The sequence below is a fragment of the Streptococcus sp. 27098_8_86 genome, assembly GCF_041432595.1.
GTDB lineage: Bacteria > Bacillota > Bacilli > Lactobacillales > Streptococcaceae > Streptococcus > Streptococcus pneumoniae_F.
This window is the reverse complement of the sequence record NZ_JAPVZW010000005.1, coordinates 119,959-140,870: the sequence shown is the minus strand read 5'-3', so window position 1 is coordinate 140,870 and position 20,912 is coordinate 119,959. Positions and strand designations below refer to the sequence as shown.

The 20,912-nt window shown below is 42.2% G+C and carries 22 protein-coding genes; 13 read left to right on the top strand and 9 right to left on the bottom strand.

The window, feature by feature from the left end; all coding sequences use genetic code 11:
- Nucleotides 1-2 precede the first annotated feature (2 nt).
- The gene (locus tag O3616_RS06290) at nt 3-725 is read left to right on the top strand and encodes a pseudouridine synthase (RefSeq protein WP_371638397.1); all 723 of its coding nucleotides are present in this window, start codon (nt 3-5) and stop codon (nt 723-725) included.
- A 111-nt stretch (nt 726-836) separates the two neighbouring features.
- Nucleotides 837-2,171, top strand: a complete 1,335-nt coding sequence (gene pepC / locus O3616_RS06285) for an aminopeptidase C (RefSeq protein WP_371638396.1) — start codon at nt 837-839, stop codon at nt 2,169-2,171.
- A gap of 207 nt (nt 2,172-2,378) precedes the next feature.
- Here pepC and O3616_RS06280 read toward each other — a convergent pair whose 3' ends face one another.
- The 5 genes from O3616_RS06280 to O3616_RS06260 form a co-directional block, all read right to left on the bottom strand.
- A complete protein-coding gene (locus tag O3616_RS06280; RefSeq protein WP_000136858.1) occupies nt 2,379-3,290 on the bottom strand; it encodes a PTS system mannose/fructose/sorbose family transporter subunit IID in 912 nt (303 codons plus the stop codon).
- A gap of 14 nt (nt 3,291-3,304) precedes the next feature.
- Nucleotides 3,305-4,117 (bottom strand): PTS mannose/fructose/sorbose transporter subunit IIC, encoded by an 813-nt coding sequence (locus tag O3616_RS06275; RefSeq protein WP_001280328.1) that lies wholly within the window; start codon nt 4,115-4,117, stop codon nt 3,305-3,307.
- Between the two features lie 73 nt (nt 4,118-4,190).
- On the bottom strand, nt 4,191-5,180 hold the full coding sequence (locus tag O3616_RS06270) for a PTS sugar transporter subunit IIB (RefSeq protein WP_371638395.1): 990 nt from the start codon (nt 5,178-5,180) through the stop codon (nt 4,191-4,193).
- Between the two features lie 244 nt (nt 5,181-5,424).
- Nucleotides 5,425-6,444, bottom strand: coding sequence for an alcohol dehydrogenase AdhP (adhP, locus tag O3616_RS06265; protein ID WP_000649145.1), 1,020 nt, complete (start codon nt 6,442-6,444; stop codon nt 5,425-5,427).
- Nucleotides 6,445-6,668: 224 nt separating this feature from the next.
- Nucleotides 6,669-7,481 carry a Cof-type HAD-IIB family hydrolase gene (locus O3616_RS06260; protein ID WP_203213012.1) on the bottom strand — a complete coding sequence of 271 codons (813 nt, stop codon included), beginning with the start codon at nt 7,479-7,481 and terminating at the stop codon, nt 6,669-6,671.
- 189 nt (nt 7,482-7,670) lie between these two features.
- Between O3616_RS06260 and O3616_RS06255 the strand changes: the two genes are divergently transcribed.
- The 6 genes from O3616_RS06255 (at nt 7,671) to folK (ending at nt 13,750) form a co-directional block, all read left to right on the top strand.
- Nucleotides 7,671-9,089 carry an NCS2 family permease gene (locus O3616_RS06255; protein WP_020900857.1) on the top strand — a complete coding sequence of 473 codons (1,419 nt, stop codon included), beginning with the start codon at nt 7,671-7,673 and terminating at the stop codon, nt 9,087-9,089.
- Between the two features lie 52 nt (nt 9,090-9,141).
- Entirely contained in the window at nt 9,142-9,849 is a 708-nt protein-coding gene (locus O3616_RS06250; RefSeq protein ID WP_185776099.1) for a CPBP family intramembrane glutamic endopeptidase, read from the top strand.
- A gap of 93 nt (nt 9,850-9,942) precedes the next feature.
- A complete protein-coding gene (folP, locus tag O3616_RS06245) occupies nt 9,943-10,920 on the top strand; it encodes a dihydropteroate synthase (protein ID WP_371638394.1) in 978 nt (325 codons plus the stop codon).
- Nucleotide 10,921: 1 nt separating this feature from the next.
- Nucleotides 10,922-12,244 carry a folylpolyglutamate synthase/dihydrofolate synthase family protein gene (locus tag O3616_RS06240; RefSeq protein WP_371638393.1) on the top strand — a complete coding sequence of 441 codons (1,323 nt, stop codon included), beginning with the start codon at nt 10,922-10,924 and terminating at the stop codon, nt 12,242-12,244.
- Nucleotides 12,225-12,779 (top strand): GTP cyclohydrolase I FolE, encoded by a 555-nt coding sequence (gene folE / locus O3616_RS06235; protein ID WP_371638392.1) that lies wholly within the window; start codon nt 12,225-12,227, stop codon nt 12,777-12,779. Before O3616_RS06240 ends, folE begins: the two co-directional genes overlap by 20 nt.
- 158 nt (nt 12,780-12,937) lie before the next feature.
- Nucleotides 12,938-13,750, top strand: a complete 813-nt coding sequence (folK, locus tag O3616_RS06230; RefSeq protein WP_371638391.1) for a 2-amino-4-hydroxy-6-hydroxymethyldihydropteridine diphosphokinase — start codon at nt 12,938-12,940, stop codon at nt 13,748-13,750.
- 7 nt (nt 13,751-13,757) lie between these two features.
- On the opposite strand, the gene O3616_RS06225 is transcribed toward folK, so the two are convergent.
- Together O3616_RS06225 and O3616_RS06220 are read right to left on the bottom strand one after the other, a co-directional pair.
- Nucleotides 13,758-13,922, bottom strand: a complete 165-nt coding sequence (locus O3616_RS06225; protein WP_371638390.1) for a hypothetical protein — start codon at nt 13,920-13,922, stop codon at nt 13,758-13,760.
- A gap of 69 nt (nt 13,923-13,991) precedes the next feature.
- Nucleotides 13,992-14,309 (bottom strand): DUF960 domain-containing protein, encoded by a 318-nt coding sequence (locus O3616_RS06220; protein ID WP_000886035.1) that lies wholly within the window; start codon nt 14,307-14,309, stop codon nt 13,992-13,994.
- A gap of 235 nt (nt 14,310-14,544) precedes the next feature.
- On the opposite strand from O3616_RS06220, the gene ccpA reads away from it, so the two are divergent.
- Nucleotides 14,545-15,555: a catabolite control protein A gene (ccpA, locus tag O3616_RS06215; protein ID WP_001090627.1), complete on the top strand. Its 1,011-nt coding sequence runs from the start codon at nt 14,545-14,547 to the stop codon at nt 15,553-15,555.
- Between the two features lie 53 nt (nt 15,556-15,608).
- Here the strand turns inward: ccpA and O3616_RS06210 are convergent, their stop codons facing one another.
- Nucleotides 15,609-16,571 (bottom strand): asparaginase, encoded by a 963-nt coding sequence (locus tag O3616_RS06210; RefSeq protein ID WP_371638389.1) that lies wholly within the window; start codon nt 16,569-16,571, stop codon nt 15,609-15,611.
- 65 nt (nt 16,572-16,636) lie between these two features.
- Between O3616_RS06210 and O3616_RS06205 the strand changes: the two genes are divergently transcribed.
- Nucleotides 16,637-18,028, top strand: a complete 1,392-nt coding sequence (locus O3616_RS06205) for a Cof-type HAD-IIB family hydrolase (RefSeq protein WP_371638388.1) — start codon at nt 16,637-16,639, stop codon at nt 18,026-18,028.
- A gap of 185 nt (nt 18,029-18,213) precedes the next feature.
- Here the strand turns inward: O3616_RS06205 and O3616_RS06200 are convergent, their stop codons facing one another.
- Nucleotides 18,214-18,666 (bottom strand): universal stress protein, encoded by a 453-nt coding sequence (locus O3616_RS06200; RefSeq protein WP_000079148.1) that lies wholly within the window; start codon nt 18,664-18,666, stop codon nt 18,214-18,216.
- A gap of 161 nt (nt 18,667-18,827) precedes the next feature.
- Here O3616_RS06200 and O3616_RS06195 point away from each other — a divergent pair, with 161 nt between their 5' ends.
- From O3616_RS06195 to rpmH, 3 genes are all read left to right on the top strand, one after another.
- Nucleotides 18,828-19,130: a hypothetical protein gene (locus tag O3616_RS06195; RefSeq protein ID WP_247953475.1), complete on the top strand. Its 303-nt coding sequence runs from the start codon at nt 18,828-18,830 to the stop codon at nt 19,128-19,130.
- A gap of 156 nt (nt 19,131-19,286) precedes the next feature.
- Nucleotides 19,287-20,501 carry a pyridoxal phosphate-dependent aminotransferase gene (locus tag O3616_RS06190; protein WP_000666455.1) on the top strand — a complete coding sequence of 405 codons (1,215 nt, stop codon included), beginning with the start codon at nt 19,287-19,289 and terminating at the stop codon, nt 20,499-20,501.
- 144 nt (nt 20,502-20,645) lie between these two features.
- Nucleotides 20,646-20,780 carry a 50S ribosomal protein L34 gene (gene rpmH / locus O3616_RS06185; protein WP_000831905.1) on the top strand — a complete coding sequence of 45 codons (135 nt, stop codon included), beginning with the start codon at nt 20,646-20,648 and terminating at the stop codon, nt 20,778-20,780.
- The last annotated feature ends 132 nt before the right edge of the window (nt 20,781-20,912 follow it).

Below are 20,912 nucleotides of genomic sequence, written 5' to 3'. Positions count from 1 at the left end.
CTATGAGATTAGATAAATTTTTAGTAGCCTGCGCTGTGGGAAGTCGGACTGAGGTCAAAAACATGCTCAAGGCTGGGCGCGTGACGGTAAATGGTAAAAAAGAAAAGTCAGCTAAATTGCAGATTGATGAAGAAAGAGATGAGATTCGCTTTGATGGGCAAGTGTTGGAGTATGAAGAGTTTGTCTACTACATGATGAACAAGCCCCAAGGTGTTATTTCAGCGACTGAGGATCCCAAGCATAGAACCGTTCTGGACTTGTTGGATGACTTAGCTCGGAGCAAGGAAGTTTTCCCAGTAGGACGCTTGGATATTGATACACATGGTCTTCTACTCTTGACCAATGACGGCAAGCTTGCCCATGCTCTTCTTTCACCCAAGCGTCATGTGGACAAGACGTATCTGGCACAAGTCAAGGGAATCATGACCCAAGAAGATGTGGATATATTTGCTGAGGGCATTCCTCTCAAAGATTTTACCTGTCAGCCTGCTAAATTGGAGATTGTGTCGGTAGATTCAGAAAAGAATCAGAGTCAAATCCGTGTGACTATTGCAGAAGGGAAGTTCCATCAGGTCAAGCGTATGGTGGCATACTGTGGCAAGGAAGTAACAGACTTGCAACGTTTGACTATGGGAACTTTAGTTTTAGATGAGAACTTGCAGCGAGGAGAATGGCGTCGCTTGACCAAGGAAGAATTAGAGATTCTCCTTGCAAGTATTGCTTAGTTTGGTTTATATTCGAAAAAGGTGAGGGAGAATGTCCTCGCCTTTTATGTTTTTCAGTTGCTTACTTTGTGAAAAGAGTTATAATAGACTGTAGAATAAAAGGAGGAATCTATGAACGCGATTCAAGAATCATTTACTGATAAATTATTTGCCAACTATGAAGCAAATGTAAAATACCAAGCGATTGAAAATGCTGCTAGCCACAACGGAATTTTTGCAGCCCTTGAGCGTCGCCAAAGCCATGTAGACAATACGCCTGTTTTCTCATTGGATTTGACCAAGGACAAGGTAACCAACCAGAAAGCATCTGGTCGTTGCTGGATGTTTGCAGCTCTCAACACCTTCCGTCACAAACTCATCTCACAATACAAACTGGAGAATTTTGAGTTGTCACAGGCCCACACCTTCTTCTGGGACAAGTATGAGAAATCAAACTGGTTCTTGGAGCAAGTCATTGCGACTGCAGACCAAGACTTGACGAGCCGCAAGGTTAAATTCCTACTTCAAACACCACAACAAGACGGTGGTCAGTGGGATATGGTCGTTTCTCTCTTTGAGAAATACGGTGTCGTGCCTAAGTCAGTTTACCCTGAGTCTGTTTCATCTAGTAGCAGCCGTGAACTAAATGCCATTCTCAACAAATTGCTTCGTCAAGATGCTCAAATTTTGCGTGACTTGCTTGCTTCTGGCGCAGACCAAGCGACTGTCCAAGCTAAGAAAGAAGACCTCTTGCAAGAAATCTTTAACTTCCTTGCTATGTCATTAGGTCTTCCACCACGTCAGTTTGACTTTGCTTATCGCGATAAGGATAACAACTACCAAAGCGAAAAGGGCATTACACCACAAGAGTTTTACAAGAAATATGTCAATCTTCCGCTAGAAGACTATGTTTCTGTTATCAACGCACCAACTGCTGACAAGCCTTACGGCCAATCTTACACAGTTGAGATGTTGGGAAATGTGGTTGGTAGCCGTGCTGTTCGCTACATCAACGTACCGATGGAACGCTTGAAAGAATTGGCGATTGCTCAAATGCAAGCAGGTGAGACTGTTTGGTTTGGTTCTGATGTTGGTCAGCTCAGCAACCGTAAAGCTGGAATCCTTGCGACAGATGTTTATGACTTTGAATCAAGCATGGATATTCAATTCACTCAAGACAAGGCTGGACGTCTGGACTACAGCGAAAGCTTAATGACCCACGCTATGGTCTTGACAGGTGTGGACTTGGACGAAAATGGCAAGTCAACCAAGTGGAAAGTTGAAAACTCTTGGGGAGAAAAGGTCGGTACAGATGGTTACTTTGTTGCCTCAGACGCTTGGATGGACGAATACACTTACCAAATCGTTGTTCGCAAAGAATTGTTAACAACTGAAGAACAAGCTGCTTATGAAGCAGAACCAATTGTACTTGCACCATGGGATCCAATGGGAGCCTTGGCAGAATAATACTCTTCGAAAATCTCTTCAAACCACGTCAGCATCGCCTTGCCGTAGGTATATGTTACTGACTTTGTTAGTTCTATCTGCAACCTCAAAACAGTGTTTTGAGTAACCTGCGGCTAGCTTCCTAGTTTGTTCTTTGATTTTCATTGAGTATAAAAACATAGAAAAAAGGAATCAGGTTTAGAACCTGGTTCCTTTTGAGTTTCTTGATTACATGATACCGAAGAAACGAGCTGCGATACCTACTGCAAAGAGTGCAAGGATGATTGAGATTGGTGATACTTTTTTCTTAAGCAACCACATGCAAAGGAAAGTAAGGAGAAGTCCCATCAATCCTGGAATCAATGAGTTCAACTGACCTTGAAGGGTTTGTGGTTGAATCTTATCTAGGCTCAATCCACCAAGTGCTTGACCAAGGATACCTTTCAATTCAGCACCTGATACAGGACCTTCTGGGAAGTTGATGTAGGCACCTTCAGCCAATTGTTTACCTGGAAGGTTAACAGTGAAGTTGATCGATACCCAACGTTGTACAAGAACGGCAAGAATGAACATACCAAGGATAGAAGCACCTTTAGTGATGTCTTTCAAGATACCACCAGACATATCTTTAGTGATTTCAGATCCAGCCTTGTAACCAAACTCTTGTGTGTACCATAGGAAGGCCATACGGATAGCATTCCATCCGAAGAAGAAGAGAAGTGGACCAACCAAGTTACCAGATGCAGCAAGTGATGCACCAAGAGCTCCAAGGATAGGACGAACTGTAAACCAGAATACTGGGTCACCGATACCAGCAAGAGGTCCCATCATACCGATTTTAACCCCTTGGATAGCAGCATCGTCGATTTCAACACCGTTCGCACGTTCTTCTTCAAGTGCAAGAGTAACCCCCATGATTGGAGCAGCTACGTATGGGTGAGTATTGAAGAACTCAAGGTGGCGCTCAAGAGCAGCAGCTTGATCTTCTTTAGTAGTGTACAATTTTTTGATAGCTGGGATCAATGAGTAAGCCCAACCCAAGTTTTGCATACGCTCGTAGTTCCAAGAACCTTGAAGGAATTGTGAACGCCACCAAACTTTTTTACGATCTGATTTTGATAATTGAAGTTTTTCAGTCATGATTGTTCCCCTTTCTAGTAGTCTTCTAGGATATCACCGATTGGGTCGTTAGAAGTCGCAGCTCCGCCGCCACCGTTACCACCTTGTTTTGAAAGGTTAAGGTAGATGAAGGCAAGGGCAACACCGACTACACCAAGGGCAATCAAAGTCAATTGAGAAATCGCAGCAAAAGCAAAACCGATTGCGAAGAATGGCCATACTTCACGAGTTGCCATCATGTTGATAACCATAGCGTAACCAACGGCAACGACCATAGCACCACCGACAGCCATACCACCGTTCAACCAGTCTGGCATCAATTTAAGAGCATCTTGAACGGCAGAAGCTGGGATAGCGATAAGGAAGGCTGCAGGGATAGCAATACGAAGACCTTGAAGAAGAAGTGCGATAAAGTGAGCACGTTCAACAGCCGCAATATTTCCTTCTTTAGCAGCAGCATCTGCAGTGTGAACCAAACCAACTGAGATTGTACGAACAATCATAGTCAAGAAAAGTCCAGCTACGGCAAGAGGGATAGCTGTTGCTGTTGCAACGGCGATACCTTCAGTAGTAAAGTTACCACCTTTGATCAAGATGATTGCTGCGGCAACAGATGCAAGAGCAGCGTCAGGAGCTACGGCAGCTCCGATGTTTGCCCAACCAAGGGCGATCATTTGAAGTGATCCACCAAGCATAACCCCTGCTTCGAGGTTACCAGTTGCAAGTCCGATAAGGGTACATGCGACGATTGGTTGATGGAATTGGAATTGGTCGAGGATACCTTCAAGACCTGCAAGGAAGGCAACAACTACAACCAAGACAGCAGAAATAATTGAAATATCTGACATGGTTTTATTCCTTTTCTATTTAATGATAATAAAGTGAAAATTTTCTTAGGATTCTTCTATAGTTTAATGTCTATTATTGAACGTTGGCTTTGTTAATCAAGTCAAACAAATCTTTTTTAGTGTCGTTTGGTACTTTACGTACGTCAAATTCAACACCGAGGTCACGCATTTTTTCAAATGTAGCAACGTCATCTTTGTCCATAGACAAAACGTTGTTGACCATTGTTTTACCTGTTGAGTGAGCCATTGATCCTACGTTAAGGGTCTTGATTGGTACGCCACCTTCGATTGCACGAAGGGCATCTTGAGGTGTTTCAAACAAGATAAGGGCATGTGTTTCTCCAAAACGTGGGTCTTTTGAAACCTCAATCAATTTTTGGATTGGTACAACATTGGCTCTGACATTATTTGGAGCTGCTTGTTTAATCAATTCTTTACGAAGATCGTCGTTGGCAACGTTATCTGAAGCAACGATAATACGGTCTGCTTTTGAATCTGGAGTCCAAGCAGTTGCAACCTGACCGTGAAGGAGACGAGTGTCCAGACGGGCAAGGTTAATCTTGAGTTTTCCATCTCCGATAACAGTTCCTTCTGGGATAGCAGCTTGGGCAACTGGAGCAGCTGCAGCGCTTGCTGATTCCTCAGTTGGATTGAGCTCTTCTGGAAGAGCTTTGATGCCATCTTTGGCTTCTTTAATAATATTAGCAGCGACTTTTTCTACACCTGCAGCAGCGTCCATCAGGCGCTCTGTGTAGGCTTGGATTAACATCGGTAAGTTAAGTCCTGTGATGATAGCAAACTTACGTTCAGGATTTTCTCCCATCACGCGACTAGCTTGGTTAAATGGAGATCCACTCCAAAGGTCAGCCAAAACTAGAACCTCATCTTCTGCGTCAAATGCAGCAACAGCGTTATTAAACTTAGCGTATAGATCATCAGGACCTTCATTTGGCATAAAGGTTACAACTTGAACCTTTTCTTGTTCACCAAAGATCATAGATCCTGACTGATGAATACCCGCAGCAAATTCGCCGTGGCTCGCAATAATGATTCCGATACTCATTATTGTCATTCCTCCTTTTTTGTTTTAGTTTTCGTTTAAGAAAACTTTAAGACTAGATAAGTATAAACCGTTTTCATATAAAAAGCAACTATTTGATATAAAATATTCAAGAAAACATTTAAATAGTGTATTTAATAATATTGATATAATAAGGTTTCGAGAAGACATAGTAATTTTTGATATTAAAATTTAATATAAAAAAGTTGGAAGCGCATTCCAACTTTTAAAGTAGGTTTTTATTAGATTAGTGGGTGAAGTCGAGTACCATACGTCCTTGGATTTGACCTTTTTCCATTTCGTCAAAAATGGCTACGGCATCTTCGACTGGGCGTTTTTGGACAACTGGAACTACTAAACCTTCTGCACCGAATTGGAAGGCTTCTTCCAAGTCTTTACGAGTTCCAACAAGAGAACCGATGACTTGGATTCCATCTAGAACGGTTTTCACGATGCTGAGTTCCATCATTTCAGAAGGGAGACCAACAGCGACTACGCGACCACCAGCACGAACTGAGTCAACAGCCTGGTTGAAGGCAACTTTAGATACAGCAGTTACGACAGCTGAATGAGCTCCACCATCAGTTTTTTCCTTGATGAGTCCAGGTACATCTTCAACTTCGAGGCCGTTAATAACAATGTCAGCGCCTACTTCTTTTGCAAGGGCAAGTTTGTCGTTATTGATATCAACTGCGATGACATGAGCATTGAATACTTTTTTAGCGTATTGAACAGCTAGGTTACCAAGTCCACCAGCACCGTAAAGAACAACCCATTGGCCTGGTTCAACTTTTGCTTCTTTTATAGCTTTATAGGTTGTTACACCAGCACATGTGATAGAAGAGGCTTGGGCTGGATCAAGTCCGTCAGGAACTTTAACAGCATAGTCTGCAGTTACGATACATTGTTCAGCCATACCACCATCTACTGAGTAGCCGGCATTTTTCACTGTACGGCAAAGGGTTTCGCGACCAGTTGTACAGTATTCGCAAGTGCCACATCCTTCAAAGAACCAAGCAACGCTGACGCGGTCACCGACTTTAAGGCTTTTCACATCTGGGGCAATTTCTTTAACGATACCAACACCTTCATGTCCTAGGACACGTCCTGGTACCTGACCGAAGTCGCCATGGGCAACGTGAAGGTCAGTGTGGCAAACACCACAGTATTCAATTTCTACAAGTGCTTCCCCAGTTTCAAGTGGACGGAGTACTTTTTCTTCAATAGCAACACCAGTGCTTTCTGGATTTACAACAACAGCTTTCATAGCTATCCTCCTTGATATTAACGGAGAGCAGGAGAAACAGGACTGGATTGATTTTGTATCAACAGAGTCGAGTATGACGAGCTCTCTTGTATTTATATGTGAAGTATATCACAAAAGAAAGCCTTTTCCAAGGTTTTGGAGGCAAAAAGTAGAACAATCGATTAACCGGTTGATGAGACTGTGAAAAGAGCACAAAGACCAGCTCGTAAGCTGGTCAATATGGACTATAAGAATAAGTCTTGCAGGGTTTTGGCAACACCGTCTTGGTCATTGGTCAGAGAAATTTGCTCATCTGCATAGGGGAGTAGCTCAGGATTGGCATTTTTCATGGCATAACCTTTCCCAGCAAAAGCGAGCATTTCGGTATCATTGTGCTCATCTCCAAAAGCAATTAAATCTTTTTTGTCACGGTTCATTACCTTGAGCAAGTAGTCCAAAGCAAAGGCCTTGTTGACACCTTTTGGGGTACATTCAAGGATATTGAGCGGACCTCCCCAGGTATTAATAGAAAGTTGATGCTGGTAGAAGGTGTTCATTTCTTTTGCCAAGGCATATTTGTCACTGGCTCTAGTCTGCAAGAGAATACAGTTAGGATCCTTGGTCACCAATTCAGGCTGAAATTGATCTTCAGGCTGGAAAGCTTCTACACCAAATAGTTTTGGATTGGCAATTTCTTCATTAGGATTTGTAATGTAGAATTTTTTACGGTATTCTCCAGCGATAAAATCGGCTTGAATGTCCTCTGAACGTCGAACCATGTCTAGCAGATATTTTTTGTCTACCGTCAAACACTTTTCAAAGTTCCAAACTTGGTCTGGTAAATGAGTGAGGGAGCCGTTGAAATTAATCATAGGAGTGTCTAAGCCTAGTTCACGGTAAAAATCTTTTGACATGCGGTAAGGGCGCCCTGTCGTAATAATAACCTGATGGCCTTTTTCAGCAACTTTTTTAATAGTTTCTTTGGTAAAGTCAGAAATCTGACTGTCCGAGTTGAGCAGGGTTCCATCAAGGTCAACTGCAATAATTTTTTTCGTCATAGGGACCTTTCTAGTGTCTTTTCAGATAAGATGTCTACTATTATAACAAAAAGCAGGCAGAAAAGCAGATTCCAAACAAAAAATGAAATTCTATCAATTTCTTAAATAAATCAAACAAAGATATTGAAAAAGTGAATGATAAATGGTATAATTCTATTATTGTTCGTAAAAATTAAAAGGAGATTAATAATGGACAAATTATTTAAACTAAAAGAGAACGGTACAGACGTTCGTACAGAGGTTCTCGCTGGTTTAACAACTTTCTTTGCAATGAGTTATATTCTCTTTGTAAACCCACAAATTCTTTCGCAAACAGGGATGCCTGCTCAAGGTGTCTTCCTAGCGACGATCATTGGTGCAGTAGCGGGTACCTTGATGATGGCCTTCTATGCTAACTTACCTTATGCCCAAGCGCCAGGTATGGGTCTTAATGCCTTCTTTACCTTCACAGTCGTATTTGGACTTGGTTATTCTTGGCAAGAAGCCTTAGCTATGGTCTTCATCTGTGGTGTCATCTCATTGATTATTACCTTGACAAATGTTCGTAAAATGATCATTGAATCGATTCCAAATGCTCTTCGCTCAGCTATTTCAGCCGGTATCGGTGTCTTTCTTGCCTACGTGGGGATTAAGAATGCTGGACTTTTGAAATTCTCTATCGATCCAGGAAATTACACGGTTGCAGGAGAAGGGGCTGATAAAGCTCAAGCAGCGATTACAGCAAATGCTTCAGCAGTTCCAGGCTTGGTCAGCTTTAATAATCCAGCTGTTTTGGTGGCTCTTGCAGGACTTGCTATCACAATCTTCTTTGTTATCAAAGGAATTAAAGGGGGAATTATCCTCTCTATCTTGACAACAACTGTTCTTGCTATCGCAGTTGGTTTGGTAGATTTGTCTAGTATCGATTTTGCTAATAACCATGTTGGTGCAGCCTTTGAAGACTTGAAGACAGTCTTTGGTGCAGCTCTTGGTTCAGAAGGTTTGGGAGCTTTGATTTCAGATACAGCTCGCTTGCCTGAAACTCTGATGGCTATTCTTGCCTTCTCATTGACAGATATTTTTGACACGATTGGTACCTTGATCGGTACAGGTGAAAAAGTTGGTATCGTAGCGACAAATGGGGAAAACCACCAATCAGCTAAGTTGGATAAGGCTCTTTATTCTGACTTGATTGGTACTTCAATTGGTGCCATCGCTGGTACTTCGAACGTAACGACTTATGTCGAGTCTGCTGCTGGTATCGGTGCAGGTGGACGTACTGGTTTGACAGCCTTGGTCGTGGCAATCTGTTTTGCGATCTCAAGCTTCTTTAGCCCACTTCTAGCGATTGTACCAACAGCCGCTACAGCTCCAATCTTGATTATCGTTGGGATTATGATGTTGGCTAGCTTGAAAAATATCCATTGGGATGATATGTCTGAAGCGGTTCCTGCTTTCTTCACATCTATCTTTATGGGATTCAGCTACTCTATCACTCAAGGGATTGCAGTTGGTTTCTTGACTTACACTTTGACTAAGCTTGTTAAAGGTCAAGCTAAAGATGTTCATGTCATGATTTGGATTTTGGATGCCTTGTTTATCCTTAACTACATCAGCATGGCTTTATAATAGGATAACCCAGGGGGATTTTCCCCCTTTTTTAATACAAAGGAGATAGGTGATGAAAGAGAAAAATATGTGGAAAGAATTATTGAATCGTGCAGGTTGGCTGTTAATCTTTTTTCTGGCGACAATTTTATATCAGATTCCTATAGGGGTTACTGCTATTTTAACTTTAAATGCAGTACCACTGTTGCAGTCAGGACTGATAGTTGCTGGTATTTCGATTGTGGTTCTGGTGCTATTTATTATTGGAGCTCGTAAAACACAATTAGCAAGTTTTAATTTTTCTTTTTTTAGAGCTAAGGATTTGGCACGTTTGGGATTAAGTTATTTAGTCATTATCTGTTCAAATATACTTGGTTCCATTTTATTGCAACTATCAAATGAGACGACAACAGGGAATCAGTCTCAGATTAACGATATGGTTCAGAATAGTTCTCTGATTTCCAGTTTCTTCTTGTTGGCCTTGCTTGCTCCAATTTGTGAGGAAATCTTGTGCCGTGGGATTGTTCCTAAAAAGATTTTCCGAGGCAAGGAGAATTTGGGATTTGTAGTCGGTACGATTGTGTTTGCTTTATTGCATCAACCAAGTAATTTACCTTCTTTATTGATTTATGGAGGTATGTCGATCGTTCTATCTTGGACGGCTTACAAGACCCAACGTTTGGAAATGTCTATCTTACTTCACATGATTGTGAATGGGGTTGCTTTCTGTTTGTTGGCTCTCGTGGTGATTTTGAGTCGGACATTAGGGATCTCTGTTTAAGATTTTTGACAATTGCTTACTTGTTTCTACTGGGAAAAAGATGAATGCAATTGTGTCCATCTTTTTCTTTTTATGGTAAAATAGAGAAATAATATGGTGAAAAGCCTTGAGGGAGTGACCGATATGTCAAGTAAAGCCAATCATGCAAAGACAGCTATTTGCGGAATTATCAATGTAACCCCAGATTCCTTTTCGGATGGTGGTCAATTTTTTGCTCTTGAGCAGGCACTCCAGCAGGCTCGTAAATTGATAGCAGAAGGAGCCAGCATGCTAGATATCGGCGGTGAATCGACTCGACCAGGAAGAAGTAGCTATGTTGAGATAGAAGAGGAAATCCAGCGTGTTGTTCCAGTGATTAAAGCCATTCGCAAGGAAAGTGATGTCCTCATCTCTATTGATACTTGGAAGAGTCAGGTGGCAGAGGCTGCTTTGGCTGCTGGTGCCAATCTAGTTAATGATATCACTGGTCTTATGGGTGATGAGAAAATGGCTCATGTGGTTGCTAAGACTGGAGCGAAAGTAGTCATTATGTTTAATCCAGTCATGGCGCGACCTCAGCACCCTAGCTCGCTCATCTTCCCTCATTTTGGTTTTGGACAAGCTTTTACAGAGGAAGAGTTAGCTGACTTTGAAACATTGCCAATCGAAGACTTGATGGAGGCTTTCTTTGACAGAGCCCTAGCGAGAGCGGACGAAGCTGGTATTGCACCAGAAAATATCCTGTTGGATCCAGGAATTGGCTTTGGTCTGACCAAGAAAGAAAATCTGCTTCTTTTACGGGACTTGGATAAACTACATCAGAAGGGGTATCCAATCTTTCTTGGAGTGTCGCGCAAGCGGTTTGTCATCAATATCCTTGAAGAAAATGGTTTTGAAGTCAATCCTGAGACAGAACTTGGTTTCCGCAATCGAGATACGGCTTCTGCTCATGTAACCAGTATCGCTGCGAGACAGGGTGTGGAAGTGGTGCGCGTGCATGATGTAGCTAGTCACAAGATGGCGGTTGAAATTGCCTCCGCTATTCGTCTGGCTGATGAAGCGGAAAATTTAGATTTAAAACAATATAAGTAAGATGAAAGAAATTGAAAACAATCAGTGGCTTGCCCACTATCGGACCGACCAACCGCATTTTGGCTTGGAACGAATGGTGGAACTGTTAGCTTTGCGTGGCAATCCCCATCTCAAACTCAAGGTTATCCATATCGGAGGGACCAATGGCAAGGGTTCGACCATTGCTTTTTTGAAAAAGATGCTAGAAAAGCTAGGGCTGAGAGTTGGCGTGTTTAGCTCACCCTATCTCATTCATTACACAGACCAGATTAGCATCAATGGGGAATCTATCCCAGAAGCGAGACTAGAAGCTCTCATGGTGGACTATCAGTCTTTGCTTGAGGGGGAGAAGGGCCTTGCTTTACAAGGAACGACCGAATTTGAGATTATCACAGCCATAGCCTATGACTACTTTGCCTCGGAGCAAGTAGATGTGGCTATCATGGAAGTGGGCATGGGTGGACTTTTGGATAGTACCAATGTTTGCCAGCCTATTTTGACAGGAATTACGACTATTGGATTGGACCATGTAGCCCTACTTGGTGACACCTTGGAAGCTATAGCAGAGCAGAAAGCTGGTATTATCAAACAAGGTATTCCCTTGGTGACAGGTCGTATTGCTCCAGAAGCTTTGGCTGTGATTGACCGCATTGCGGAAGGGAAAGATGCACCGAGACTTGCCTACGGGACAGATTATCAAGTTAGTCATCAAGAGAGTGTGGTAACGGGTGAAGTCTTTGACTATACTAGTTCTCTCAGACAAGGTCGCTTCCAGACTGGCCTGCTTGGTTTGCACCAGATAGAGAATGCTGGGATGGCCATAGCTTTACTTGATACTTTTTGTCAAGAAGTTGGTCGAAAGTTACCAGCTAATATCTTGATTGCTCAAGCTCTGGAAGAAACAAGTTGGCCAGGGCGTTTGGAAATCGTGTCAAGGAACCCCTTGATGATCTTGGATGGGGCCCACAATTCCCATGCTATCAAGGCTTTAATAGCAACCTTGCAAGAACGTTTTGCGGATTATCGTAAGGAAATCCTCTTTACTTGTATCAAAACCAAGGCCTTGGAGGATATGTTGGATTTGTTGGAGCAAATCCCAGATACCGAGCTTACTCTGACACATTTTGACGATAGTCGGGCGACTGATGAAAGCGTGCTGGAAGAGGCAGCTAAGTCTAGAAATCTCAGCTACCAAGGTTGGCAGGATTTTCTAGAGCAGAAATTGACAGATAAAAAAGAAGAGAAAAAAACAGTTAGGATTGTCACAGGTTCTTTGTATTTCTTGAGCCAAGTGAGAGCCTATCTGATGGAGAGGAAGAACGAAAATGAATACACAAAAGATTGAAACAGCTGTAAAAATGATTATCGAGGCTGTCGGAGAGGACGCTAACCGTGAGGGCTTGCAGGAAACGCCTGCTCGTGTGGCCCGTATGTACCAAGAGATTTTTTCAGGTCTTGGTCAAACAGCGGAGGAACATTTGTCAAAATCCTTTGAGATTATTGACGATAATATGGTGGTAGAAAAAGATATCTTTTTCCACACTATGTGTGAACACCACTTTCTACCATTTTATGGGAGAGCACATATTGCCTACATTCCAGATGGTCGTGTGGCAGGTTTGTCTAAGCTAGCCCGTACGGTTGAAGTTTATTCTAAAAAGCCGCAAATTCAAGAACGTTTGAATATCGAAGTGGCCGATGCCTTGATGGAGTATCTAGGTGCTAAAGGAGCCTTTGTTGTCATTGAGGCGGAACATATGTGTATGAGTATGCGTGGTGTTAGAAAACCAGGTACTGCAACCTTGACGACAGTAGCTCGTGGTCTATTTGAAACAGATAAGGACCTCCGAGACCAGGCTTATCGTTTAATGGGGCTATAATACTCTTCGAAAATCAAATTCAAACCACGTCAGCTTTCATCTGCAACCTCAAAACAGTGTTTTGAGCAGCCTGCGGCTAGCTTCCTAGTTTGCACTTTGATTTTCATTGAGTATAAAAAGAATCCGCTTGAAGCGGATTTTTCTAGAAAGGAATCATTATGGATCAACTGCAGATTAAGGATTTGGAAATTTTTGCCTATCATGGTCTTTTTCCTAGTGAGAAAGAATTGGGGCAGAAGTTTGTTATTTCCGCAATCCTATCCTATGATATGACCAAGGCGGCTACAGACTTGGATTTGACGGCCTCTGTCCATTACGGAGAACTGTGTCAGCAGTGGACGACTTGGTTTCAGGAGAGCACTGAAGATTTGATTGAAACGGTAGCCTACAAACTGGTAGAACGTACTTTTGAGGCCTATCCTCTTGTCCAAGAAATGAAGCTGGAACTGAAAAAACCTTGGGCGCCAGTGCATTTACCACTAGATACTTGCTCGGTAACCATTCATCGCCGCAAGCAACGGGCCTTTATCGCCCTAGGAAGCAATATGGGAGATAAACAAGCAAACTTGAAACAAGCCATTGAGAAAATGCGAAATCGAGGTATCCATATTCTCAAAGAGTCCAGAGTCTTGACGACGGAGCCTTGGGGGGGGGTGGAGCAGGATAGCTTTGCCAATCAAGTGGTTGAGGTAGAAACCTGGTTGCCGGCCCCAGTTCTATTAGAGACCTTGTTAGCCATTGAGTCAGAGATGGGACGGGTGAGAGAAGTGCATTGGGGGCCTCGTTTGATTGATTTGGACTTGCTCTTTGTGGAGGACCAGGTCATTTATACAGATGACCTTATCTTGCCTCATCCTTACATAGCGGAACGCCTTTTTGTTCTTGAGTCTCTACACGAAATTGCGCCTCATTTTATCCATCCTACATTGAAGCAACCAATTCGCAACTTGTATAATGCTTTGAAAAAATAAAAAAACTCTAGTTTTCAGTCGTTTGTAACTGAAGGCTAGAGTTTTTATACTCTTCGAAAATCTCTTCAAACCACGTCAGCGTCGCCTTACCGTAGGTATGGTTACTGACTTCGTCAGTTTCATCTGCAACCTCAAAACGATGTTTTGAGCTGACTTCGTCAGTTCTATCCACAACCTCAAAACAGTGTTTTGAGCAACCTGCGGCTAGCTTCCTAGTTTGCTCTTTGATTTTCATTGAGCATTAAAATAGGTCATTTTCTTCTGGGAGGAGGATAGTTTCTCTACCGTCCATATCTAAAACCAGTACTCTCGGGGGATAAAGAGGGTCGAAAGGGTGGTTAAAATCAAAATCAATGGCTGTAGGGAGGTGTTGACTTGAGAAGTGGAAGGTAATTTTTCCTTGGTTATTGAGCAATTGAAACTCAAGTTCTTCTTCCAATTCAAAGACATTTTTTAAGAAATGGTCGATGATATACCAAAAAGAGTCAATAACGTCATCAGGCAAGCTGGTAACAATGCCAAAACTAGCTGACCGCATGTGGGTATTGGTAAAAGCCATATTTCTTCCCCTTTCTTTTCCCTTATCATACAGCAAATAGGATTAAAAATCAAGAAAAGGTGATTTTTTCTTCATAAACATAGCTTCCTATGAAATTTTTTCAAATAATCTTCAAAAAATGCTTGAAAGTGTTTACAAATAGTGATAAAATGGAATAAGTAGAATCATGAAAACGAAATTTTCATACCGTCTCTTTTTTGGAGTTTCGTGAGGTATGATATAGAAAGGAAATGGAATGAATACAGACGATACAGTAACGATTTATGATGTCGCCCGTGAAGCCGGAGTTTCAATGGCGACGGTTAGCCGTGTAGTCAATGGCAATAAGAATGTAAAAGAGAATACCCGTAAAAAAGTGCTTGAGGTAATTGACCGTTTGGATTACCGTCCAAATGCTGTGGCGCGTGGTCTTGCAAGTAAAAAGACAACCACTGTCGGTGTGGTGATCCCAAATATTACCAATGGCTATTTCTCAACGCTTGCTAAAGGGATTGACGATATCGCTGAAATGTACAAGTACAATATCGTCCTTGCCAATAGTGATGAGGATGATGACAAGGAAGTTTCAGTTGTCAATACCCTGTTTTCTAAGCAAGTGGATGGTATCATCTTTATGGGGTACCACTTGACTGAAAAAATTCGTTCAGAGTTTTCTCGTTCTCGAACACCAGTTGTTCTTGCAGGAACTGTGGATGTAGAACATCAGCTTCCAAGTGTCAATATTGACTACAAACAAGCAACGATTGATGCAGTAACCTACCTTGCTAAAGAAAATGAGCGCATTGCTTTCGTTAGCGGTCCACTAGTGGATGATATCAATGGTAAGGTTCGTTTGGTTGGCTACAAGGAAGCCTTGAAAAAAGCAGGTATTTCTTATAGCGAAGGATTGGTATTTGAGTCTAAATACACTTATGAAGATGGCTATGCCTTGGCAGAACGCTTGATTTCATCAAATGCAACTGCAGCAGTTGTAACAGGTGATGAATTGGCAGCAGGTGTCTTGAACGGTCTTGCTGATAAGGGTGTGTCAGTGCCAGAAGAGTTTGAAATCATTACTAGTGATGATTCACAAATCTCTCGCTTTACCCGTCCAAACTTGACAACTATTGCCCAACCTCTTTATGACCTTGGTGCTATTAGTATGCGTATGTTGACTAAGATTATGCACAAGGAAGAGTTGGAAGAACGTGAAGTTCTCTTACCTCATGGTTTGACAGAACGTCGCTCAACACGAAAACGTAAATAGAAAAAATCAGGAAATCGTGAAGATTTCCTGATTTTGCTTTCTGGAGAAGAGACTTATCCTTCCATATAGTCTTTCAAAGCCTGTCCTGTTAGTCCGGCATTGAGGGCGATGAGGAGTTTCAAACGGGCTTTTTGGGCGTTGAGTTCTTTAACAAAGAAAACGCCTGATTTTTGCAACTGTACGCCTCCACCCTGGTAGGCATAAACAGGCTCGGCAATACCGTTAAAGCATCGTGATACCAGAGCGACAGGGATTCCTTTTTGCAGAAGGCTTTCTAATTTTTGAGCCGTTTCTTTTGGAATATTACCAGCTCCGAAGGCTTGGATAATCAAACCGTCCAATTGTTTCAAATCCAGCATATCAATCAGCTCATCTGTCATACCAGCATAAGCAGAGATGATAGGGACTAAGCCTTGTATGTGATTAAGGTCAAAGCGAACACGAGGTTCAGCTGTTTTGAAGTAGAGTATTTCCTGTTTCATGATGAGGCCAAGGGGGCCGTGGGTAGGAGTCTGGAAGGTACTGACGTTGGTCGTATGTGTTTTGGTAACATACTTGGCGGCGTGGATTTCATCGTTCATAACGACCAAAACTCCTTTGTCAGCAGCCCTGTCATCGCTAGCCACTCGTAAAGCGCTTAGATAATTATAAACACCGTCACTACCGAGCTCGTTGGAGCTACGCATGGCCCCTGTTAGAACGATGGGCATGTGGGGAACTTCCATGGTATCAAGGAAATAGGCTGTTTCCTCTAAAGTATCAGTCCCGTGTGTGATCACCACTCCATCGTAGTTAGCAGCTTCCTCTTTGATTTTTTGGTAGAGGGCCAGCATATGCTTGGGTTTGATATGGGGGCTTGGCAGGTTAAAAAAGTCTAAGGCGTGGACTTGGATTCCTTCGAGGGGATTGGACACATGGTTCATGGGATTATCTGAACTAGTTACAACAGCGCCAGAAGCATCGGCCTGCATGGAAATAGTTCCACCTGTATGTAAAACAAGGATTTTCTTAGGCATGATTTACTCACTCTTTCTGAAATGTGGTATAATCATTGTATCACAAAAGGGGAGATTGGGATAGGATGGAAGTCAAAGCTGTTTTTTTTGATATCGATGGAACCTTGGTTAACGATCGCAAGAGTGTTTTGAAATCCACTAAGGACGCGATTAAGATTGTCAAAGAACAAGGGGTGCTTGTTGGTGTAGCAACGGGTCGAGGACCTTTTTTTGTTAAGGAATTGATGGACGATTTAGATCTAGATTTCGCAGTAACCTATAATGGCCAGTATATCTTTACTAAAGACAGAGTCTTGTTCACGAGTCCTATTTCCAAGTTACATTTGCGCCAGCTTATTACGTATGCTAAAAAAGAGGGCAAGGAGATTGCCCTAGGGACCAAGGATGCCATGCTGGGTTCTAAAATCATGTCCTTTGGTCTGGGCTCTTTTTCCCAACGAATCAGTCGCTTCGTTCCCTCAGTTTTAACTCGGACGGTGAGTCATTCCTTTAATCGTATGGTCAGCAAGGTTGTTCCCCAAAAGGAAGAAGACCTGCTTCAACTGATGAATCAGCCTATCTACCAAGTTTTGATGTTGATGACGCCAGAAGAATCTGAGAAGGCAGCAGCTGATTTTGAAGACTTGAAATTGACACGTAGTAATCCATTTGCTGCGGATGTCATCAATCAAGGAAACTCTAAGTTGGAAGGTATTCGCCGAGTTGGGAAAGAATATGGTTTTGATCTCAACCAAGTGATGGCCTTTGGTGACTCAGATAACGACCTAGAAATGCTTGCAGGTGTTGGTATGTCGGTTGCTATGGGAAATGGTAGTAGCAGTGTCAAGGAAGTGGCTAAGCACATTACAACCAGCAATCAGCAAGACGGAATCCACAAGGCCTTGGAACATTTTGGTGTTTTGGCTTCAGAAAAAGTCTTTGTCAGCCGTGACTATCATTTCAATAAGGTCAAGACCTTCCACCATATGATGGATGAACGGACCCAAGAAGAACCTCGAGCTTGGGATTTAGAAGGTGCAACCCACAGGGCTGGCTTTAAAATAGAAGAATTGGTGGAGTTTGTTCGAGCTGCCAGTCCTTCTGAAGAGGACTTTGGTCAAGCTCTATCGCAACTTCATCAGGCTCTTGATAAGGCAGCAGAGAAAGTAGCCAAGAAGACACCTGCCCAGCAAGATTTGGTAGGGCAGGTGGATGCCCTGATTGACACGCTTTATTTTACCTATGGTAGCTTTGTTTTGATGGGGGTGGACCCAGAACGTATTTTTGATATCGTCCATCAGGCCAATATGGGGAAAATTTTTCCAGATGGCAAGGCTCATTTTGATCCAGTGACCCATAAAATCTTAAAACCAGATGATTGGGAAGAAAAATATGCTCCAGAACCTGCTATTAAAAAGGAACTGCAGCGCCAGCTCAAGGCTTATGAACGCCATAAAGAGAGAAATAATACTCAATGAAAATCAAAGAGCAAACTAGGAAACTAGCCGCAGGCTGCTCAAAGCATTGTTTTGAGGTTGTAGATAGAACTGACGAAGTCAGTAACATATATATACGGCAAGGCGACGTTGACGTGGTTTGAATTTGATTTTCGAAGAGTATAAATAGTAAACAAAAAGGAGCTTTTGGCTCCTTTTCTTTGTGACTATAAGGTTTTTTCTTGTTCTCTCACAACCAGCAAATCAACCTTAGCATGGCGGAGGATGTATTCAGATGAAGAACCGACCAAGAGGCGTTCAAAGGCGTTGAGACCAGTTGCGCCAACGAGGATGAGGTCCACTTCCTCAGCATCGGGAATAGTACGTGCCAGTAGAGTTTTTGGATTTCCCATTTCAATGACGATATGAACATCTGCCACACCAGCATCTTTAGCACGTTTTTCGTACTCTTTCATCAAACTTTCAGCGTCGACTTGGAGTTCTTCGTAAACTTCAGCATCAAAGGTGGATACGCTTTGGAGTGCGCGTGTGTCAATGACATGTGCGATGGTGAGTTTAGCGTCGTTTCGTAGAGCAGAATGAACTCCCTTGACAAAAGCCAAGTCTGCTTCTTTAGAACCATCGATTGCGACCATGATATTTTGGTAACGTTGTGCCATAATGAAACCTCCTGAAATTTTCTTACTATAATTGTAAACCTTTTCACTATAGAAGTAAAGCAAAAAAAGTATTTTTCAAAAGAATATTAGCGCTTAAAATCTATATAAATATATGATAAAATAAAAGAAAGGATAGCAGGAAAGAAGTGAAGGGAGGGAGAATGATGAAGCACTCTTTTCAAGAAACAAAAAATTCAAATTTCCTTTATTATGGAATCATCCTAGTTTCAGTCTTGCTAGAAGTTATCATGGTCTGGCAATTAGAGAAGCTAATTCCGCTTCTCTATCCAGGTTTTGTTGGCTTTTTAGTCTTTCACCTACTCTACCATTTTCTATTATTCCTGGTTGCAAAACGAAGTGGGCGTTGGGATTACTTGATGATATGGGGACTTTTCCTCATGTTCAATCTTCTTTATGACTCCTTTTTAGGCTTGCTTTTTCTAGGTTTATCTTTTGGTATGTGATGTGACTTTCGCAAAATACCTGCTATCTCCCCTGTCTTGACCTCGCTTTTAGCGAGGCTTTTCTTCTATAGGATTTTAGTAACACATTTCAGTAAACTTGTCGCATTTTCGTTCTAGTGGTATAATGTTACTATCCTGATGAATTGAGGAAACAAGATGAAAGAATATAACAAGTCTAGTAAGTTAGAGCATGTTGCTTATGATATCCGTGGTCCTGTTTTGGAAGAAGCCATGCGGATGCGAGCAAACGGAGAAAAGATTTTACGTCTGAATACAGGAAATCCAGCAGAATTTGGCTTTACAGCGCCAGATGAGGTCATTCATGACTTGATTATGAATGCGCGTGATAGTGAAGGTTATTCTGACTCCAAAGGGATTTTCTCAGCCCGTAAGGCCATCATGCAGTATTGTCAATTGAAGAAATTCCCAAATGTAGATATTGATGATATCTACCTTGGAAATGGTGTCAGTGAGTTGATTGTCATGTCCATGCAGGGGCTTTTGGACAATGGAGACGAGGTCTTGGTGCCAATGCCAGACTATCCTCTTTGGACAGCGGCTGTCAGCCTAGCTGGAGGAAATGCCGTTCACTATATCTGTGATGAAGCTGCAGAATGGTACCCAGATATTGACGATATCAAGTCAAAAATCACTTCCAATACCAAGGCAATCGTCCTTATCAATCCAAACAACCCAACTGGAGCCCTTTATCCTAAAGAACTCTTGCTGGAAATTATTGAGATTGCCCGTCAAAACGATTTGATTATCTTTGCGGATGAAATTTACGACCGCATGGTAATGGATGGACATGTGCATACGCCTGTGGCTAGTTTGGCACCAGATGTCTTCTGTGTCAGCATGAATGGTCTATCAAAATCTCACCGTATCGCTGGTTTCCGTGTAGGTTGGATGGTCTTGTCTGGACCTAAGACTCATGTCAAGGGCTATATAGAAGGGCTCAATATGCTATCCAATATGCGCCTTTGCTCTAACGTTTTGGCCCAACAAGTCGTACAAACTTCCTTGGGTGGTCACCAATCAGTTGATGAATTGCTCCTTCCTGGTGGACGAATTTATGAGCAAAGAAATTTCATCTACAATGCCATTCAAGATATTCCAGGTTTGTCTGCGGTTAAACCTAAGGCTGGACTCTATATCTTCCCTAAAATCGACCGCAATATGTACCGTATCGATGATGATGAACAGTTTGTCCTTGATTTCTTGAAGCAGGAAAAGGTTCTCTTGGTTCATGGTCGAGGCTTTAACTGGCAGGAACCAGACCACTTCCGTATCGTTTACCTTCCTCGTGTTGATGAACTAGCCCAAATCCAAGAAAAGATGACTCGTTTCTTGAAACAGTATCGTAGATAGGGCTTACATTCGAAAAAGCTGGAAACATTTGCCTTGAGCTATTGACAAAAGTAAAAGAATCAGATAGAATAGTAAAGTATGTTTAGTAACTGATCACTTTATAGCCGGCTAAACGAATACAAAATCTATGAGGAGGTATTCATCGTGAAACGTACTTATCAACCAAGTAAACTTCGTCGTGCGCGTAAACACGGATTCCGTAACCGTATGTCAACTAAAAACGGTCGTCGCGTATTGGCAGCTCGTCGTCGTAAAGGACGCAAAGTTTTGGCTGCATAATCCAAACGAATTATATCAAAAATCAGTAGGAACTCGAGTCTACTGATTTTTATTTTTGTAAAAAAGTTCAAAATACTTTATATTTTTGCTCAAATAGTGTATAATATTTCACATACTGTAAAAATGGAGAAT

What these genes read in the sequence shown, in the direction of transcription:
- O3616_RS06290 (WP_371638397.1), top strand. Translation starts at nt 3, where the DNA reads ATGAGATTAGATAAATTTTTAGTAGCCTGCGCTGTGGGAAGTCGGACT.
- pepC (WP_371638396.1), top strand. Translation starts at nt 837, where the DNA reads ATGAACGCGATTCAAGAATCATTTACTGATAAATTATTTGCCAACTAT.
- O3616_RS06280 (WP_000136858.1), bottom strand. Translation starts at nt 3,290, where the DNA reads ATGACTGAAAAACTTCAATTATCAAAATCAGATCGTAAAAAAGTTTGG.
- O3616_RS06275 (WP_001280328.1), bottom strand. Translation starts at nt 4,117, where the DNA reads ATGTCAGATATTTCAATTATTTCTGCTGTCTTGGTTGTAGTTGTTGCC.
- O3616_RS06270 (WP_371638395.1), bottom strand. Translation starts at nt 5,180, where the DNA reads ATGAGTATCGGAATCATTATTGCGAGCCACGGCGAATTTGCTGCGGGT.
- adhP (WP_000649145.1), bottom strand. Translation starts at nt 6,444, where the DNA reads ATGAAAGCTGTTGTTGTAAATCCAGAAAGCACTGGTGTTGCTATTGAA.
- O3616_RS06260 (WP_203213012.1), bottom strand. Translation starts at nt 7,481, where the DNA reads ATGACGAAAAAAATTATTGCAGTTGACCTTGATGGAACCCTGCTCAAC.
- O3616_RS06255 (WP_020900857.1), top strand. Translation starts at nt 7,671, where the DNA reads ATGGACAAATTATTTAAACTAAAAGAGAACGGTACAGACGTTCGTACA.
- O3616_RS06250 (WP_185776099.1), top strand. Translation starts at nt 9,142, where the DNA reads ATGAAAGAGAAAAATATGTGGAAAGAATTATTGAATCGTGCAGGTTGG.
- folP (WP_371638394.1), top strand. Translation starts at nt 9,943, where the DNA reads ATGGTGAAAAGCCTTGAGGGAGTGACCGATATGTCAAGTAAAGCCAAT.
- O3616_RS06240 (WP_371638393.1), top strand. Translation starts at nt 10,922, where the DNA reads ATGAAAGAAATTGAAAACAATCAGTGGCTTGCCCACTATCGGACCGAC.
- folE (WP_371638392.1), top strand. Translation starts at nt 12,225, where the DNA reads ATGAATACACAAAAGATTGAAACAGCTGTAAAAATGATTATCGAGGCT.
- folK (WP_371638391.1), top strand. Translation starts at nt 12,938, where the DNA reads ATGGATCAACTGCAGATTAAGGATTTGGAAATTTTTGCCTATCATGGT.
- O3616_RS06220 (WP_000886035.1), bottom strand. Translation starts at nt 14,309, where the DNA reads ATGGCTTTTACCAATACCCACATGCGGTCAGCTAGTTTTGGCATTGTT.
- ccpA (WP_001090627.1), top strand. Translation starts at nt 14,545, where the DNA reads ATGAATACAGACGATACAGTAACGATTTATGATGTCGCCCGTGAAGCC.
- O3616_RS06210 (WP_371638389.1), bottom strand. Translation starts at nt 16,571, where the DNA reads ATGCCTAAGAAAATCCTTGTTTTACATACAGGTGGAACTATTTCCATG.
- O3616_RS06205 (WP_371638388.1), top strand. Translation starts at nt 16,637, where the DNA reads ATGGAAGTCAAAGCTGTTTTTTTTGATATCGATGGAACCTTGGTTAAC.
- O3616_RS06200 (WP_000079148.1), bottom strand. Translation starts at nt 18,666, where the DNA reads ATGGCACAACGTTACCAAAATATCATGGTCGCAATCGATGGTTCTAAA.
- O3616_RS06195 (WP_247953475.1), top strand. Translation starts at nt 18,828, where the DNA reads ATGATGAAGCACTCTTTTCAAGAAACAAAAAATTCAAATTTCCTTTAT.
- O3616_RS06190 (WP_000666455.1), top strand. Translation starts at nt 19,287, where the DNA reads ATGAAAGAATATAACAAGTCTAGTAAGTTAGAGCATGTTGCTTATGAT.